The organism is Micromonospora sp. WMMD956, from assembly GCF_029626125.1.
In the GTDB taxonomy this organism is placed as follows: Bacteria; Actinomycetota; Actinomycetes; order Mycobacteriales; family Micromonosporaceae; genus Micromonospora; species Micromonospora carbonacea.
Genome location: NZ_JARUBI010000005.1, coordinates 5,708,674 through 5,725,723, shown reverse-complemented (window position 1 = coordinate 5,725,723; position 17,050 = coordinate 5,708,674). Strand labels below are relative to the sequence as shown.

Here is a 17,050-nt window from a genome sequence, read left to right as displayed (position 1 = left end):
CCGCGGCGGCTGGAGCCGCCCCCACGGCCGCCCCGCACCAGGCGTCGTGGGGGCGGCCGTCAGGCCGGGCCCGCCCCGGGGATCAGCAGATCGCCGGGGCCACCCAGGAGGACCGGATCAGCTCCCGCTCGGTGGCCGCGAGGTGGGCGGTCGCGGCCAGCCAGGCCCAGGCGTACCGGTCCGGGTCGGGGTCGGTGAGCCGGCCGAACGCGTCCCGGCCGCGCCGGTCCGACTCCGCCACCAGCGCCGAGGCCACCGCGGCGGCGGTGGTGAAGCCGGCCCGACGCAGCGGCGCCGTCAGCGAGGCCGCCTCGTCGCGGGCCGCCTCGGCCACCGCCCGGCGGCCACCGGAGACGGCCAGCTCCACCAGCCGACGCACCCGCCACAGCGGGGACTCCGCGACCGTGTCGACGGCCGACGCCGGTTGCGCCGGGCCGGCCTCCGCGCGGGGCGGCAGGTGCGCGCCCTGGAGCTGGTCGTAGCCCAGGTCCGCCCGGCCGCGCCACTCGGGCGGCAGCCGCAGGGTCTCGGTGGCACCCGGCACCGCGCCGACCGCGAGCGGGCGCAGCGTGCCGGCCCGGTCGGGGTCCAGCCGGCCGACCACCCGGATCCGCAGGCCCGGCCAGGACGCCAGCCGCCGCAGGTTGGCCACGTGCGCCAGCACGGGGTGCGGGTCGGCCGGCACCAGCCGGATCACCGGACCGTCCGGCACCGGGGCCCGGTCCGGCCCCGCGCCGGGGGCCAGCTCGCGGGCCAGCACCTGGTCGCCTACCGCGCCGACCACCACCAGGTCGGCGCCGAGCAGCGCCGTGCCGGCCCGGCCCGGATCGGCCGGGTCGTCGGCGGCGAGCTGCCCGGACACCACGTCCGCCAGCGGCCGGGCGAACAGCTCCGCCAGCGGCCCGGTGGACCAGTCGGCCCCGGCGACCGGGGTGGACCGGACCCCCGCGCCGGCGCCGAGCCGGCCGTCCGGGGAGACCGTGGTGCCGGTGATCCGCAGGCCGCCCCGGGCCAGCGCCGCGTGGTCGACCGAGGCCGCGCCCATCTCCGTGACCGCGTGGGCGCAGTCCCTGGCGCGGTTCGGGCCGCCCGGCTTCACGTCGGCGAACGAGAGCCGGCGACCGTCGGCGGCGACCAGGTGGGTGACCACGCCGGCGTACCCGGTCGCGCTGATCACCGGTTCCCGGCAGATGCCGTGCACCTCCAGCGTGCCGTCCGGCTGGTAGGCCCGCCGGAGCACGCCGACCAGCGCCGGATCGGGATCGCCGGCGGCGAGCCGACCGGACGCGTACAACAGGTCGTGCAGCACCTCGACCAGGTCGGCGAGCCGGTGGCCGGTCTGCCGGGACCGCTGCGCGCGCAGGCCGCGCACCAGGCGCAGCGCGGCCGCCTCGGCGCGCGGCAGGGCCGCCAGGCGGGCGCCGTGCGCGGCGCGCAACAGGTCGGCCTGGCCGACCGCGCCGGCTGCCGGGACCCCGGAGGCGAGCACCGCGGCGGCGGCCCGCCACAGGGCCCCGGCGGCGGCCCGCTGCGCCTTCGTCGGCGCGCCGCCGGCGACGGCCGGGCCGGTCGCGCCCACCCGCCCGGCCTTGGCGGGGCGGCCGACGTCGTCCGAGATGGACGGCGCGGCGGGCGCCGGATCGGGGTGGCTGGCCGGGTCGGCCACCGGGCAGGCGGCCAGGACCGCCGCGAGGTGCAGGCAGCGCGGGGCCAGCAGGCAGGCGCACCGGGCCTGGTCCGGGCCGGTGACCGCGCCGTCCGGCCCGGGCCGCAGGACGACCAGGGCCTCCGGCCCACAGTCGACCGACACGCCGCCGTCGACCCGGCCCACGGGCACCGCGGCCAGCCGTTCGACGGTGGCGTCCAGCCGGCGGCGCAGCCTCGACGGCAGGGCCGCCACCGCCGCGGCGGCGACCGCCGGCGACACCGGCGGCAACCGGTCCGCGGCCACGGCGGTGGGGGTACGGTTCGTCAACGTGATCCTCCCCGGACACGGTCGCCCACCCAGCGGGCGAGTTCGAGCGGGCTGAGCGCGGCGACCGGCATCCCGGCCGCGACGAGCTGCTCGGCGACCGGCACCGAGTAGCAGGGCGCCCCCCGGTCGTTGAGCGCGGCGCAGCCCAGCAGGTGCACGCCGGCCGACGCCAGGGACCGGACCTCGCCGAGCAGCCCGGCCAGCGGGTAGCCCTCCTCGAAGTCGCTGACCACGGCGACGATGGTGCGGCTCGGCACGGTCACCAGCGAGCGGGCGTGGGCCAGCCCGGCGGCGATGTGCGTGCCGCCGCCGACGCGCACCTCCAGCAGCAGCGACAGCGGGTCGTCGACCCGGTCGGTCAGGTCGACCACCTCGGTGGAGAAGGCGAGGAAGTGGGTGGACAGGGTGGGCACCCCGGCCAGCACGGCGGCGGTCAGCGCCGACCACACCACCGACGCCTCCATCGAGCCGGACACGTCGACCACCAGCACCAGCCGCCAGTCGGCCTCCCGGCGGGTGCGGGTGTGGAACACCGGGCGCTGCGGCACGACGACCGTCCGGCCGTCGCCGAGCCGCCGGGTGTGCGCCAGGTTCGCCCGCAGCGTACGGGCGAGGTTGATCCGCCCGCCGGGGCGGCGGGTCGGGCGCGGGCTGGACAGCCCGGTCAACGCCGGCCGCGCCTGGTTGGCCAGCCGCGCGGTCAGCTCCTCGACCAGCCGCCGCACCAGGGGCCGCAGCGCGGCCAGCTTCGCCTCGGGCAGGCCGCCGGCCAGCGACAGCACCGAGGCCAGCAGCTCCACCGACGGGCGCACCGAGGCCGGGTCGAGCTCGCTGAGCACGTCGGTGCGGCCGCTCTCGGCGGCCCGGGCGATGACCTCCTCCCGCACCGTCGTGCCGAACAGCGCCTCCAGCTCGTCGGCCCACTCGCGGGCCGTCGGGAAGGCGGCCTCCTGCCCACCGCCGGCCGACGGGCCGAGGTCGATGCCGCCCTCGCCGCGCCCCGCCCCGTACAACTCGTCGAGGGCGCGGGCGTAGCGGCGGGCGTCGGCCGGCAGCCGGTCGGGTTGCCGGCCGAGCAGCAGCCGCCACCGGTCGGTCGGGGCGAGCCCGCCGCCCGGCGCGTGCGCCGCCCGGTCGCCGCCGTCGACGGGGGCGTCGACGGCCCCGGTGTCGGGGCCGGGGATCGGCAGGGCGCGGGCGAGCAGCACGGCCCGGCCGGCCGCGTCGGCGGCGGCCCACCGGGCCAGCAGCTCGGGCGGGGCGGACAGGGACAGGTCGAGCCGGTCGCCCAGCCGTTCGGCGACGGTGTCCAGCAGCCGCTCCCGGGCCGCCGGGGTGAGCGCGTCGAACCCGCCCCGCAGCGCGGGCAGCCGGTCCAGGAACTCGGCATCGGTGAGCCGTTCGACCCGGTCCAGCAGCGGGTCCAGCGCGGCGGGCGCGGACTGCAGCAGCGGGTGCGCGGCGGTGAGCAGGCCGCCGAGCAGCCGGTGCAGGTGCCGGCGGGTGTCCGGCCCGGTGGCCGCGTCGATCCAGCCGGCCACCCGGGTGCCGAGGGTCGCCAGGTCGGTCAGGTCGAGCAGCACCCGGGCGGCCAGGGCGGCGCCCTGCATCAGCGCCGAGCCCGACCGGGTCAGGTCGTCGAGGGCGGCGTCCAGGCGCAGGCCGATCCGGTCCTGTCCGGCCCGGATCGCGAGGTCGACCAGGGCGGCGGCGTCGTCCGCCGCGTCGCTGCCGGCCAGGCCGGGCAGCCCGCGCACCGCCGCGTCCAGCAGCACGACGGCCAGCTCGGCCGCCTGCTCCCGGCTCTCGGCGGTGGTGCCCGGCAGGTGCTGCCGGCGCAGCGCCTCCAACAGGTCCAGCGCGGCCAGCAGCTCGGGCAGCGTGCCGGTGGCGGGCAGCACGGCGGCGGCCAGGTCGAGCCGGTCGGCGACCAGCTCGGGCAGGTCGCAGCGGGCGGCGTCGCGGAGCCCGGCGAGGAGCTGCGCGGCGGTGGGCCCGCCGTCGGCGACCTCGCGGCGGAAGCGTTCCCGCAGCGTGCCGGTCGCGGCCAGCGCCGCGGTGACCCCGCGCACGCCGACCAGGTCCAGGCGGGCCGCCACGGACGGGGTCCAGGCGAGCTGCCAGCGGGTGGTCAGGGCGGCCCCGTCGCCGGTGCCGGTCACCGCGACGGGCTCGCCGTAGCCGACGCCGCAGACATGCAGGCGGTGCAGCAGGACCTCCCGCCGCCGGTCCAGGTCCGTACGCAGCGGGTCCAGGCGGACCTCGCGGGCCTTCGGGCTGTCGGGGTGGGGCAGGCGCAGCGCGGCCAGCGCCGCCTCGACCGCCGGGCCGAGCCCGGAGCGGGGCGTGCCGGGGGCCGTCCGGCCCCGGTCCGCGCCGACCAGCACGGTCTCCAGCGCGCGGGCCAGGGCACGGCCCCGGCCGAGCAGCTCGCCCTGGCCGAGCACGGTGGTGACCGCCTCCAGCACCTCGCCCCGGCCGGGGGCGGGCAGGCCGCGCAGCCGGGCCAGGTCGTCGGCCAGCCGGACCGCCTCGGCGGCCTCGCCGGTGCCGGCGGTGTGCCCGGCGGCGCGCAGCTCGCGGCACACGTCGGTGACGGCCCGGGCGGCGGCGGCCCGGATCCGGTCCGGGTCACCGGCGGCGGCGAGGACCGCCTGCTGCCAGCGTGGGTCGCGGATCCCGGCCGGGTAGCCCGACCGGGAGTCGAGCAGATCGAACGCGTAGGGCACCAGCGAGGTGGCGACCGCGTCGCCGCCGGGCGCGGCGCCCGGCCGGTCGGCCGCCCCGCCCAGCGGGCCGGCGGTGTCCGGGCCGGCGTGACCGGCGGGGTCGGCGTGACCGGCGGCGTCGGGCGCGGCGGCGAGCAGCAGGGCCGGAGCGTGGAAGGCGCCGACGACGGCGGCGACCCGCCGGCCGTCCGCGCCCGCGTCGGCCAGCACCCGGCGCATGTGCGCCTCGCGGGCCAGGTCCCGCGCCGGCACACCCTCGTCGCCGGCGCTGTCGGCGCGCATCGCCCAGCCCACCCCGAGGGCGGCCCGGCGCACGGCCTCCGGCGGGCAGCCCGGGGCGCGTACCTCGACCACCCGGTCCCACATGTCGTCGCCGTCGCGGCCGGTGCCGCTCGCGCCGAGCCCGGCGGCGTAGCGCGCCGGGCGGGGGCCGGGCACGCCCGGGTCCGCGTCGGCACCGTCGTCGGCCGTCGGGGCCGCGCCGGCGCCCGCCCCCGTCGCCGTCCAGCCGGGATCGGCCAGCGGCAGGTCGCAGCAGATCACCTCGACGCCGCGCTGCCGGGCCCAGCGGATCGCCGCCAGCTCCGGCGAGAAGTCGGCGAACGGGTAGAAGCCCAGCGGCCCGTCCGCGCCGTGGCTGCCGACCACGGCCAGCGGGGCCCGGGCGGCCGGGTCGGACAGGTACGGCAGCCAGTGCTGGAAGTCCGCCGGCAGCTCGACGGCGACCACCTCGGCCCCGGCGGCGTCCAGCAGGGCGGGGACCACCGACGCCAGGGCGGGGCTGTGGTGCCGCACCCCGATCAGGTAGGGCCGCGCCGAACCGGCGAGCGCGTCGACCACCGCGCGCGGGTCGTCGGCCGGCGGGCCGACCGGTGCCGGGCCGACGCCCGGCGGGTCGGTCACGGCCGGTGCGCCGGTCGGGCCGGCGGCTTCGCGGGACGCCGCCGTCACCGCAGGCTCGCCCGCAGGTCCCAGAGCCGACGCCACATCGCCGAGCCGTCCTCGGCGCGGCGGCGGACCGGGCCGTCCCAGTAGCCCAGCAGCCGGGCGTGGTCGTTCTCGTCGTCCTTGCGGACCACCCCGAGCAGGTGCCCCGGGACCAGGTCGAGCGGGTCACCGCCGGGCAGGTACGCGGCGGCCAGCCCGAGCGACGCCGCCACCTGAACCGCCTCGGCGGTGGACATCACGGTGCCGGGCCGCTCCACGTCCCAGCCCTCGCCCGACCGGCCGGTACGCAGGTCCCGGAACACCGTGATCAGGGCGTCGAGCACCGCGTCGTCCACCGTGTACGCGGCACCGGCGCGCTCCACGGCGGCGGTGGCCTGCCGGCGGACCAGGTCGGTCTCGGTGCCCGCGTCGGCGATCGGGTGGACCGTCTCGAAGTTGAACCGGCGCTTGAGGGCCGAGGACATCTCCGACACGCCCCGGTCGCGCAGGTTGGCGGTGGCGATCACGGTGAACCCGGGCGTCGCGCGGATCAGGCCGTCGCCGGTGCCGGACAGCTCCGGCACGTTCATCCGCCGGTCGGACAGGATGGACACCAGGGCGTCCTGCACCTCGGGCAGGCAGCGGGTGACCTCCTCGATCCGGGCCACCCGGCCGGTGCGCATCGCGGTCAGCACCGGCGAGTCGACCAGGGCCTGCGGGGTGGGGCCCTGGGCGAGCAGCAGCGCGTAGTTCCAGCCGTACCGGAAGGCGTCCTCGGTGGTGCCGGCGGTGCCCTGCACGGTCAGCGCGCTGGTGCCGCAGATGGCGGCGGCCAGCAGCTCCGAGAGCATCGACTTGGCGGTGCCGGGCTCGCCGACGAGCAGCAGGCCCCGCTCGCCGGCCAGGGTGACCACGCACCGCTCGACCAGGCTGCGTTCGCCGACGAACTTCGGCGCGATGGTCATGCTGGCCGGCAGGTCGACGCCGCCGGGGCGGCCGCGCCGGTCGGCCGGCAGCGACAGCGCCTCGCCGTCGCTGCCCCGGATGAAGGTGACCACGGCGCGCGGGGTCAGCGCCCAGCCCGGCGGCCGGGCCCCGTCGTCGTGGGCGGCCAGGAAGGCCAGCTCGTCGGCGTACCGCTGCTCGGCGGAGAGCACCTGGGCGGCGGCGTTGTCCGGTGCCGCGGTGGGGCGGACGTGTTCCGTCACGGTCACGGGTTTCCTCGATCTCTCACTGGTGTCGGACGGGTGGGCGGGTCGGTGGCGGGGCCGGCGGCCCCGCCACCGACGCGGGGATCAGCGCGGGGTGCGGGAGGCCGGGGCGTCGAGGCGGGGCGGGTCGCCGTCGCGCACCCGCCGCCAGGCCCGTCGGTAGAGGTCGGCGACCGGCTCGCCGGGCACGGTGACGCCGAGCGCGGCCGTGCCGTCGGGGGCCAGGTCGAACAGGCTGGCCTTCCAGCCCTCGATCGGGGCCTGCCCGCCGCCGCGGGCCAGCCACGGGCCGGGCAGGAACAGCGACCGGCCGGCCCGGGGCCGGCTGGCCGCGACGACCAGGTCGGTGCCGGCCAGCTCGGCGCGGGCGGCCTTGAGCCGGGCCGGCTTCCAGCCGGTCCACGTCGCCGTGTCGCGGTCGGTCGGGTCCGGCATGGCCAGCAGCATCAGGTACACCGCCGCCGCGTCGACGCCCAGGCCGTGCGCCGCGGCCACCTCGGCGACGAGATCGGGCACGGACCGGGTCGGGTCCTGCGGCCACCACGTCCCGTCGGCGGCCCGCTCGCCGCCGGCCGGGTCGCCGGGGTCGGCGAGCAGCGCCGCGAACCGCGGGTCGCGGACCAGCCGCAGGGCCACCTCCATCGGGTACGGCCGGGCGGCGTCGTGGCGCAGCGCCGGCAGGTACGGGTCCGTCCCGTCGGCGTCGAGCAGGTCCGGCCGCAGCGCGGGCGAGGGCTGGTCGTCGTGGGTGGCCAGCACGATCGCGCCGTAGCGTTCCCAACCCGGCCCGGTCTCCGACGGGGTGCCCGCCACCTGGCGGAAGGCGGGCAGGGAGACGTACCGGTCGAGGTCGAGCAGCAGCTCGGGGTTGGCCAGCCGGTCCCGGATCGCGGCGAGGGCGGCCGGCAACGCGGCCCGGCACGGGTCGCCGGCCGGCGTGTGGTGGGCGACCCAGGCGGCCAGGGCGACCGTCGAGGTCAGCACCGCGCCGGTGAAGCCGGCGGCCCGCTCGTCGACCGGCCGGGCCCGGTCGCCACTGATCCGGAAGGCCAGGTCGGTGCCCAGCTCGACCGAACGGGCCGGGTCGAGCAGAGCCGGCAAGGCCCGGGCGGGGCTCCAGGCGGCGCGGACCGCCCGCACCGCTGCGGCGAGCAGCTGCTCGGGCACCACGACCCGGCGGCCGAGGGCCGCGGTCCAGACCTCCGCCGCCGCGTCGACGTCCGGCCCGTCGGTCCACAGCCGGGCCGGATCGGCGGGCAGCAGGGCCGCGACCACGGCCCGGCGCAGCTGCGCGCCGGCCTCGCTGAGCACGCCGAAGGCCAGCTTGACCTCGCCGACCTGCCGGATGCCGAGCGCCCGGCGGGTCTCGACCGGCACGGGGGTCGCCGAGTCCACGTGCGGCAGCCCGGCCAGCACCAGCTTCGCTGCGGTGGGGGTGACGCCGGTCAGCTCGGCGAACCGCTCGGCTGCCTCCGGCCGCCACGGCAGCGGGCCGCGCGCGGCCCACTCGGTGCGGAAGCGGGCCAGCCAGCCGGCCGGCCGGTCGTCGCCGACCGACGCCGAGGAGTCCACCGTGTACGGCTCGGGCACGGCGAACACGCCGGCCGGGTCGTGGTGCAGCGCGTCGAGGTGGTAGCCGGTGTGGGTGCCGCTGGCGGTGAGGACGGCGAGGAACGCCCCGTCGGGCAGCGGCAGGATGCCCGGCCGGGGGCGGCGGCGGTTGCCCTGCGCGTCGAGCAGGTCGTCGTCGAGCAGGTGCAGCCGCAGCCGCCGCCACCGGGCGGGCTCGGCGGCGGTGGCCAGGTCGAGCCGGTCGAGTTCCGTGAGCAGGGCGGCCAGGTCCTCCCGCTGCTCGTCGGGGGTGACCGCCGCGACGGCCCGGTAGGCGACAGCCGCGACGCCGTCGAGCATCGTCCACCAGTACAGCGCACCGGGCAGCGCCGGCCCGTCGATGTGCAGCCGCACGGCGGGGTCGACGCCGCCGGTCGCGGAGCGTTGGGCGGCCAGCGCCTGGAACTGGGTGAAGGCGTGGGCCAGGTCGGCCTCCCCGTAGGCCGTGCCCCGCAGTCCGTCCAGCGCGGCGCCGAGCCGCCGGTCGGTGGGCCCGGTGGCGGTGGTCGCCGGGGCCGACGTCGGCGCGGACAGCGCCCGGGTGAGCCGAACGGTCGCCGCGTCCAGGTCGGTGCGGACGCGGGCGGCCATCCGCAGCACCCCGGCGACCCCGGCGAGCAGCGCGTCGTGGCGGATCGCCGGCACCGCCGACCGGATCAGCGCGACCAGCGGGTCGGGGGTGGGCTCGGCCTGCCCGCCGGTGGGCGCCGGCGCGGCCGGGCCGGGGCGGCCGGCGCCCGTCCGGTTCGCCGCCGGGTCGGCCAGCTGGGCGCGCCGTTCGTCGACGGCGGCGGCGAGCAGACCGGCGACGGCGTCCCGGTCGATCCGGCGCAGGGCGGCGGAGCCGGCCGGGTCCCGGGGCAGCAGGTTGCCGAGGAACTCCGCGCCGGGCAGCGGCACCGCGCCGGGGGTGTAGTGCCGGCCGGTCTCCCCGGCCACGGCCGACGCGACCCCGTCCGGGCCGAGCAGGGCGAGGTTGCCGAGCACGGCGCGGGGCCGGTCGTCGCCGGGCAGCACCAGCGCGGCGACCGGCTCCTGTCCCGCCGGCACGGTGACGGCGCGGCCGGCCAGGTCCTCGCCGCGCACGGAGCCGTCGGGCCGGGTGACGACCCGCCAGCCGAGCAGGCCGTCCACCGGCGCGGCGGCCGGGGTGGCCTGCGGCGACAGGGCGGGCCGCAGCCAGCTCGCCCGCTCCGTGAGGTGCTCCCCGGCGGGCAGGTCGGCCAGGAACCGGGGCAGGCTGCGCCGGCCGTGGGCGTCGCCGGCCGGGTCGTACTCGCGCCAGCCGCGGTCGCCGTCGTCGTCGGTGCGGTAGACCCAGTGGGCGGTGCCGTCGGTGATGACCGGCACCTCGTCGGGGACGGCGGTGTCCCCGGCGTGCAGCACGCCGCCGCCGGTGGTGCGCCCGCCACCGGGCAGGGGCAGGGTGATCGTGTTGCGCCGCGGCTGGCTGCCGCGGGTGCGGCCCTGGAGGGGCTGCGGCTCGTCGGGGGCGGTGTGCCAGTAGCCGCGCAGGTTGTAGTCGAGCTCCTGGGAGCGCCAGTAGACCAGCAGGCGGCCGTCGACGTAGTGGTAGCCGGGCTCGCCCCACTTGTCGCCGGCGGGGATGCGCAGGTCGTGGCGGAGCACGATGCCCTCGGCGCCGACGACGCGGACGGTGGTGGGGCTGCCGAGGATCACGTAGGGCCAGGCCTCCTGGCAGGTCGTCTCGACCCGGTGGTCGCCGCCGGTCACCTCCTGCCAGGCCGTCTCCCACTCCGGCCAGCCCAGCTCGTCGAAGATGCCGCCGCGCAGGCTGGCGGCGACCTGCTCGGCGAGGTCGGTGCCGAGCGCCCGCCCGAGGGCGCCCTGGCCGGCGGCGGGCCCGTCGGCGTCGTCGGTGACCAGCCGGAGCGCCTCGACCGGGAGCCCGCCCAGCCAGCTCACCGAGTCCCGCAGGTACGGCAGCCCGGCGGCGAACCGGTCGCGCACGCGACCCCGCAGCCAGTCGGCCAGCAGCGGCCGCAGGCCCGGCGTGCCGGCCAGCCGGCGCAGCGTCTCCGACTCGTTGTCGAGCCGGGCCAGCCCCCGGCGCAGGGGCTCGGTGAACCGGTCGTCGCCGGCCAGCGCGCGCAGGTCCCGTTCTCCCCCGGCCTTGGCCCACTGCGCCAGGTCCAGGGTCTCGCGCTGCCGCGGCTCGGCGACCGGCAGGTCGAGGGCGAGCAGCAGGTCGAGCAGGTCCAGGTCCTCGCCGACGGGGAGGGTCTCGCCGCGCTCGGCCAGCTCGGCGCGCAACCGGTCGGCCATCCGTTCGACCAGCGGATACAACGCCGGAAGCCGAAGGGGGCGGTAGCCGGAGGTGGCCCGGTCGAGGAAGCGGCGCAGCCAGCCGGCGACGCCGTCGCGGGGGCGGGCCGCGTCCGGCGCGTCGGGGTCGCAGAGCCCGGCGAGGGCGCCGGTCTCGGTCAGCAGGACCAGCCAGGACGGCAGGTCGTCCCGGTCGGTGGGCATCAGGTCGAGCAGGCTGCCACGCACCGCCGGGTCCCGGCCGGCCAGCGCCGCGAGCGCCGGCAGGTGCGCCCGCCACCAGCCGGCCGGCGCGTCGGCGACGGTGGGCAGTCGGAGCAGCTCGCCCAGGTAGGCGGCCACCCGGTCGGCGGCGTCGGCGTCGGCCTTGCCGGCGGCCCGGGCCAGCCGGTTGACCGCGGTGGCCGACTGGGTGGACGGCGCCACACCGGCGGTGGCGGCCCGCAGCGCCAGCCGGCAGAACCGGTCCAGGGCCTCGCCGGGCGGCAGCTGGGCGGACAGCTCCCGCGCGTAGCCGGCCAGCGCGGCGCCGGACACCACCTTGGCGGCCGCGAACTCCAGGTAGACCTCGTCGAGCCGGTGCAGGTCGATGGGCAGGCCGTGCTGGGCCTCCGCCCGCCGCGCCTTGTTGAACAGTTGCGTCGCGTAGGTGTCCTGCCCGGCGGCCAGGAACACCCGCGCCGCCTGCTCGAAGAAGGTCGGCAGCACGTGCGGCAGCGTGCGGGCGAAGCGCTCGGCGACGGCCAGGTGCCCGTCCAGGGCGGCCTTGGGCCGGGACCGGGCCTGCCGGGCGAGCTTGCGCAGCTCGGGCACCACCGCCAGGACGTGCCGGCCGTCGGCCGGGTGGTGGACCAGCACCCACTCGGGGAAGGCCAGCGGACGGCGGGGGCCGAGCCCGACGACGGCCGGCTCGGCGGCCGGGGTGAGGCCGAGGAAGGCGAGCGCGGCGTCCTCGCCCTCGCCGAGGGCGGCGTCGACCAGCCGTACCACCGGCCGGTCGTCGAGGACCGGGTGCCGGTAGCTGCGGGCGGTCAGCGGCACCGCGTCGCCGGCCCCGGCGGTGCCGGCCGGCAGCACCGCCCCGGCGGCCAGCAGGCTCTCCGCCGACGGCGGGGCAGCTGTGGTGCTGGTGGTGGTCGCGGTCATGCCGTCCTCCCCGTGGTGGTCGCGGCCCCGGACAGGGCCGTGGCCATGCGCATTCCCTCCGACCAGGCGACCGGCCCGACCTCGGCCAGCCGCAGGGTCGGCCCGTCCACGACCGTCCAGGAGAGGCTGCCCAGGGTCGCCTCGGAGTCCCAGTAGTCCTCGTCGAAGCCCAGGGCGGCCTCGACCGTGCGGCCGTCCTCCCAGACGCGACACCTGGCCTGGGAGCCGGAGACCCGGAAGCCGAACGTGGCGGCGCGGACGGCCAACCGGTTGGGCACCTTCGTGCCCCGGAAGTCGGTGACGGCGGTGTCCCGGTCGGCGAGGGTCGCGGGCCGGGCGAAGGTGCCCCGGTGCAACTGCTCGACGCGCTGGGCGATGTCGAGTTCGTCGGCGAACTCGCGCAGGTCGGCCAGGGCGGGCAGGTGCGCCGGGTGGGGCAGCCGCGCGCTGGTCGGCGAGAGCCGGACGGTCTCCCCGTCGAGGTCGACCATCCGCAGGTCGCCGCCGTCGGTGACGTCGCGCAGGAAGCCCGGCGCGGCGGGGTCGTCGCCGAGCACCACGAGGTCGCGCAGCGCGTCGCGCCAGGCCGGGTCCGGCCAGACCCGGGCCAGCAGCGCGGTCGGCACCGGCAGCGAGGACACCACCCAGGCGTCGACCCGGGCCAGGCACTCGGCGGCGTGCCGGTCGAGCCACTGGGCGAGCTGCCGCAGCCGGTCCACCTCCGGGTCGTCCCGCAGCGCCTTGGGGAAGGTCTTGAGTGGACGCCCGGTGGCCCGCGGGCCGGCCGACCGGGCCGCCACCTTTCCGTCGACGAGGGAGATCTCGTGCGAGTCTCCCACCGCTAGCCAGCCCATCAGGAATACCCTCCGTAATGGCGAAATCACCAGATTCCCCAAGGAATCCGCCATGATCGACGACGTCCGGAGGCTAACAGTAGCGACCGACAAGATCGCTGGGGTCGGTCAGGGAGCGGTGCCGGACCAGGCCCGGGTGGCGTCGGGTGCGCCGGCCAGCCGGGCGAACGGCCCGCCGCCGGCCAGCAGGGCCGCCGGCGGCCCGCACTCCACCAGCCGGCCCCCGTCGAGGACCAGCACCAGGTCGGCGTCGGCGACCGTGGAGAGCCGGTGCGCGATGACCACCCGGGTCATCGGCAGCGCGCGCAGGCCGGCCTCGACCGCCGCCTCGGTCACCGTGTCCAACGCGCTCGTCGCCTCGTCCAGGATCAGCAGGGCGGGTTCGGCCAGCAGGGCCCGGGCGAGCGCGACCCGCTGCCGTTGCCCGCCGGACAGGCCGGCCCCGCCGTCGCCGAGGCGAGTCTGCAACCCCATGGGCAGGGCCGCCACGTCGTCGTGCAGGGCGGCCAGCCGGATCGCGCGGGCGATCGCCGCGTCGGAGGCGTCGGGCCGGGACAGGGTGAGCGCCTCGCGCAGCGTGCCCGCGCCGACGTACGTCTCCTGCAACACCACGCCGATCTGCCGGCGCACCGAGGCCAGCTCCAGCGTGGCCAGGTCGACGCCGTCGAACCGGATCTGCCCCTGCGTCGGCGCGTACAGCCCGGTCAGCAGGCCGACCAGGGTGCTCTTGCCGCTGCCGGAGCCGCCGACCACCGCGACCTTCTCCCCCGGCCGGAACACGGCGGTCACCTCCCGCAGCGCCCAGGGGGAGCGCCGGTCGTACCGGAAGCCCACCCCGGTGAGGGTGACCAGGCCGGTCAGCGCGGGCGCGGGCCGCCCCGGCGCGGGCTGTTCGACGGGGGCCTGCGCGATGTCGGCCAGCCGGTCCACCGTCGGCGTCAGCAGCGTGAACGACGGCAGCCGCTGGGCCAGCGCCACCGCCGGGGTGACCGCGGCGACCGCGAGCGCGGCCAACCCGGCCGCCCGCCCCGGCGAGTCGGCCAGCCGGGCCGCCACCAGGAGCATGAGCACCGGGCTGGCCACCGACCAGGCGGCGAGCAGCGCCTCCCCGGCCGCCGACAGCCGGGCCAGCCGGTACGCCGCGTCGACGCCCCGGTCGAACGACTCCTGCCACCGTCGCAGCACCCGCCGCTGCGCACCGGCGACCCGGATCGCCGCCATGCCCTGCAACGCGTCCGACAGCCGGGCCGCCTCCTCGCCGGAGGCCAGCAGCTCCTCCCGTTGCAGGGCCCCGGCGCGGCTGCCGATCCACGCCGCCGTGCCGACCTGCGCGGCGATGACGACGGCGGCCACCAGGCCCAGCAGCGGCGCCAGCACGGCCACCACGGTCAGGTAGCCGACGACCAGCAGCCCGTCGAGCGCCGTGGCCACCAGCGACGATGCCAGGAGGTCCCGCACGGCGGCCACCGCGCGCACCCGGTCGATCAGGTCGCCGGCCGAGCGGCGCTGGAAGTACCGGTAGACCACCTCGAACAGCCGGCCCACCGTGTCGGTGCCGAGCCGGCTGCCGATGCGGCGTTGCAGCGCGGTGACGGCCAGCCCCCGCGCCAGCGACAGCGTCCCGGTGACCGCCGCCAGCACGGCGACGGCGGCGAGCCACGACGCCCGCGGGGGCGTCGTGGCGTCGATGATGGCGGCCGTCGCCCACGGCACGGCCAGCCCGGCCACGGTGATCAGCAGCGACGCCGCCGCGAGCACGGCAAGCAGCCCGGTGTGCCGGCGGAGCACCGGCGCGAGCAGTTCACGCACCGGCCCGGGGGTGGGGGTGGCCGGCGGCGCGGGGCCGGCGGGCTCGGCCAGCAGCACCACCCCGGTCGAGCCGGCGCAGAACTGGGCGGGCGTCAGCCGCCGCCGCCCGACGGCCGGATCGACGACGTCGACGCCGCGCCGGCCGACGCCTTCCACCACCACGTAGTGGTCGCCGTTCCAGTGCGCCACCAGGGGCAGCGGCAGGTCCCGCAGCCGCGTCGCGTCCTGCCGCAGGGCCGGCAGCGCGATCGCCCGGCAGCGCAGCCCGAACTCCTGCGCCGCGTCCCGCAGGTCGCGCAGGCTCAGCCCGTCGCGGCCGACGTCGAGGTGGGCCCGCAGCCTCGCCACGGGCACCGCCCGGCCCGACGCCGCCAGCAGCATGGCCAGCGCGCTGGGGCCGCAGTCGGTGGCGGCGACCTGGAGCACCACAGGCACCCGCCGCCGGCCGGTCACCGGGGTTGCGCCGTCCGCTCCCGGGGCAGCCAGAACCACTCGACGTCCGTGTCCGCCCGCCGGTCGGCCAGCCACTCGTCGAACACGGCCCGCTCGACCAGCGGCCGGGTGGCGTCGTCCAGCTCGGCGGGTTCCCGGGCCACCACGACGGCGGTCACCGGCGTGCCGGCGACGACCGTCGACACCGGCCCGGTGGCGTCGCGCACCTCCGGGGCCGCCGCGGCAGCGACGGTCCGCAGCACCCCGGCGGCCCGGCCGGCGCGCACGGCCGCGGCCACCGCCGCGAGGGCCGCCTCCGGTTCGCTGGGCGGCGGCGCGTCGGCGGCCCAGGCGACGACGAGGGTGTCGAAGTCCGAGCGGTGCCGGGCGAACCAGGCCGGCAGCCGGACGCCCACCACCCGCTCGCGCAGCCGGGCCACCGCGACCGTGTGGGCGACCAGGTCGGCGAAGTCCCCGGCGGACAGGCCCCGCTCCGCCAGCCACCGCGCGGTCGACGCCGGGTCGAGCAGGCCCTTGGCCCGGCGGTACGCGTCGGCCGCCGCCTGGAGCTCGGCGTCGGTGACCTCGACGGGGTGCAGCTCCAGCTCGGCGGCGAGCACGCCGGTGTCGACCAGCCGGGCGAGCACGTCGTGGTCGTACCAGAGGAAGTCCAGCGCGGTCAGGGCCTCCCCCACCAGCAGCGTCCGGGTGCCGATCCGGGCGAGATGGTGTTCGGAGTGCCGGATCGCCCCGCGCAGCGGCCACGGCAGCGCCGGGACCGGGCTGTACGCGACGGAGACGGTGCCGGCGGGCTCGCGCAGCAGCACGTCGAAGGAGACCGAGCCGTCGCTGCCCTCCTCGTCGCGCACGAGCGCGGGATCGGCCTGCGGCCAGCGGCTCCGCAGGGGGGCGAGCCGGTCCTGCGCGTCGCGCAGGCTGGCGCGGGCGTGGGTCAGCTCCCGCACCAGGGCGAGGGCCTCGTCGAGCAGGGCCGGGTCCAGGGTGCTCACAGGGCGGCTCCGGGGGTGGACGCGGCCCGGGTGAGCAGGTCGACCACGGCCGCCGTGATGGGCAGCCCCGTCTCCTCCTCGACCCACAGGTACTGGCCGCTGGGGTTGATCTCGATGTACACGTGCCGGCCGTCGGGGGTGACGATCAGGTCCAGGGCGCCGTAGCAGAGGCCGAGGGCGCGGGTCAGCGCCACGCAGCGCGCCGCCACGTCGGCGGGCAGGTCGTACGGGCTCAGCGGGGTGTTGCGGCCGTCCTGCCGCCGCCAGTCGTGGCGGGCGTGGTTGGAGCGTTGCGAGTCGATCGCCGCGGTGAAGACCCGGTCGCCGACGACGGTCACCCGCAGCTCCACCTGCTTGGGCACGCGGGCCTGCGCGATGAACGGGCAGTGCCGTACCCCGTCGACGTGGCCGATGTCGCGGTGGGTGACCGGCTCGGTGAAGCGCATCAGCCCGTCGCCGATGTCGGTCAGGCCGACCTGCTTGGCGATCAGCCGGCCGCCGGTGTGGCCGAACAGGTCGAGCACGGCGGCCGGGTCGTTGCCGACCACGGTGGCCGGCACGTCGAAGCCGAGGCGCAGCGCGAGCTGGAGCTGGCGGACCTTCTGCTGGGCGCGCAGGACCACCGGGCGGGGCGCGGGCAGGGTCGGCACCTCGGCGAGGGTCTCCCAGACGTCGCCGACGAACTGCCGGCTCTCCTCGGCCACGTACCGCGCGTAGGGGTCGCCGAGGTGGGCGGGGGCGACGGGGTTGCCGGGGCGGCGGAACCAGACGGCCGTCACCGCGTCGAGGTCGACGACCTGCCGGCCGGCGGGGTCCGCGCCGGGGCCGGACGGGTCGGGGTGGCGCACGAGGGTACGGGTCAGCCGCCCGTCGCGGACGGCCACCGACAGCGCCGCGCGGGCCGGCACGTCGGCCGGGTCGAAGCGGACCCAGTTCGCGCCGCGGCGGCGCAGCTCCACCTCGGCCGCGTCGGCGTGCACGTCGTCGGGGGCGGTCAGGATGAGGATCATGGAGGCTCCGGACGAGGTCGCCGCCGGAGGGCCGGCGGATGGCAAGCAGT

At 78.7% G+C, this 17,050-nt stretch carries 8 protein-coding genes; all 8 read right to left on the bottom strand.

Features of this window, described 5'->3' with window-relative positions:
* Positions 1-82: 82 nt before the first annotated feature.
* Complete coding sequence (locus tag O7628_RS25090; RefSeq protein WP_278134222.1) at positions 83-1,975, bottom strand: hypothetical protein; 1,893 nt, start codon at positions 1,973-1,975, stop codon at positions 83-85.
* Complete coding sequence (locus O7628_RS25085; protein WP_278134220.1) at positions 1,972-5,655, bottom strand: DUF5682 family protein; 3,684 nt, start codon at positions 5,653-5,655, stop codon at positions 1,972-1,974. Before O7628_RS25085 ends, O7628_RS25090 begins: the two co-directional genes overlap by 4 nt.
* Entirely contained in the window at positions 5,652-6,845 is a 1,194-nt protein-coding gene (locus O7628_RS25080) for an AAA family ATPase (RefSeq protein WP_278134218.1), read from the bottom strand. The genes O7628_RS25085 and O7628_RS25080 overlap by 4 nt, the downstream gene beginning before the upstream one ends.
* Positions 6,846-6,926: 81 nt before the next feature.
* On the bottom strand, positions 6,927-11,885 hold the full coding sequence (locus O7628_RS25075) for a hypothetical protein (RefSeq protein WP_278134217.1): 4,959 nt from the start codon (positions 11,883-11,885) through the stop codon (positions 6,927-6,929).
* Positions 11,882-12,739 carry a DUF4132 domain-containing protein gene (locus O7628_RS25070; RefSeq protein ID WP_278134215.1) on the bottom strand — a complete coding sequence of 286 codons (858 nt, stop codon included), beginning with the start codon at positions 12,737-12,739 and terminating at the stop codon, positions 11,882-11,884. The genes O7628_RS25075 and O7628_RS25070 overlap by 4 nt, the downstream gene beginning before the upstream one ends.
* Positions 12,740-12,847: 108 nt before the next feature.
* Positions 12,848-14,983, bottom strand: a complete 2,136-nt coding sequence (locus tag O7628_RS25065; protein WP_278136397.1) for a peptidase domain-containing ABC transporter — start codon at positions 14,981-14,983, stop codon at positions 12,848-12,850.
* A 14-nt stretch (positions 14,984-14,997) separates the two neighbouring features.
* Positions 14,998-15,990, bottom strand: a complete 993-nt coding sequence (locus O7628_RS25060; RefSeq protein ID WP_278134213.1) for a TIGR04500 family putative peptide maturation system protein — start codon at positions 15,988-15,990, stop codon at positions 14,998-15,000.
* Positions 15,987-17,000 (bottom strand): MvdC/MvdD family ATP grasp protein, encoded by a 1,014-nt coding sequence (locus tag O7628_RS25055; RefSeq protein ID WP_278134212.1) that lies wholly within the window; start codon positions 16,998-17,000, stop codon positions 15,987-15,989. The genes O7628_RS25060 and O7628_RS25055 overlap by 4 nt, the downstream gene beginning before the upstream one ends.
* Positions 17,001-17,050: the final 50 nt, after the last annotated feature.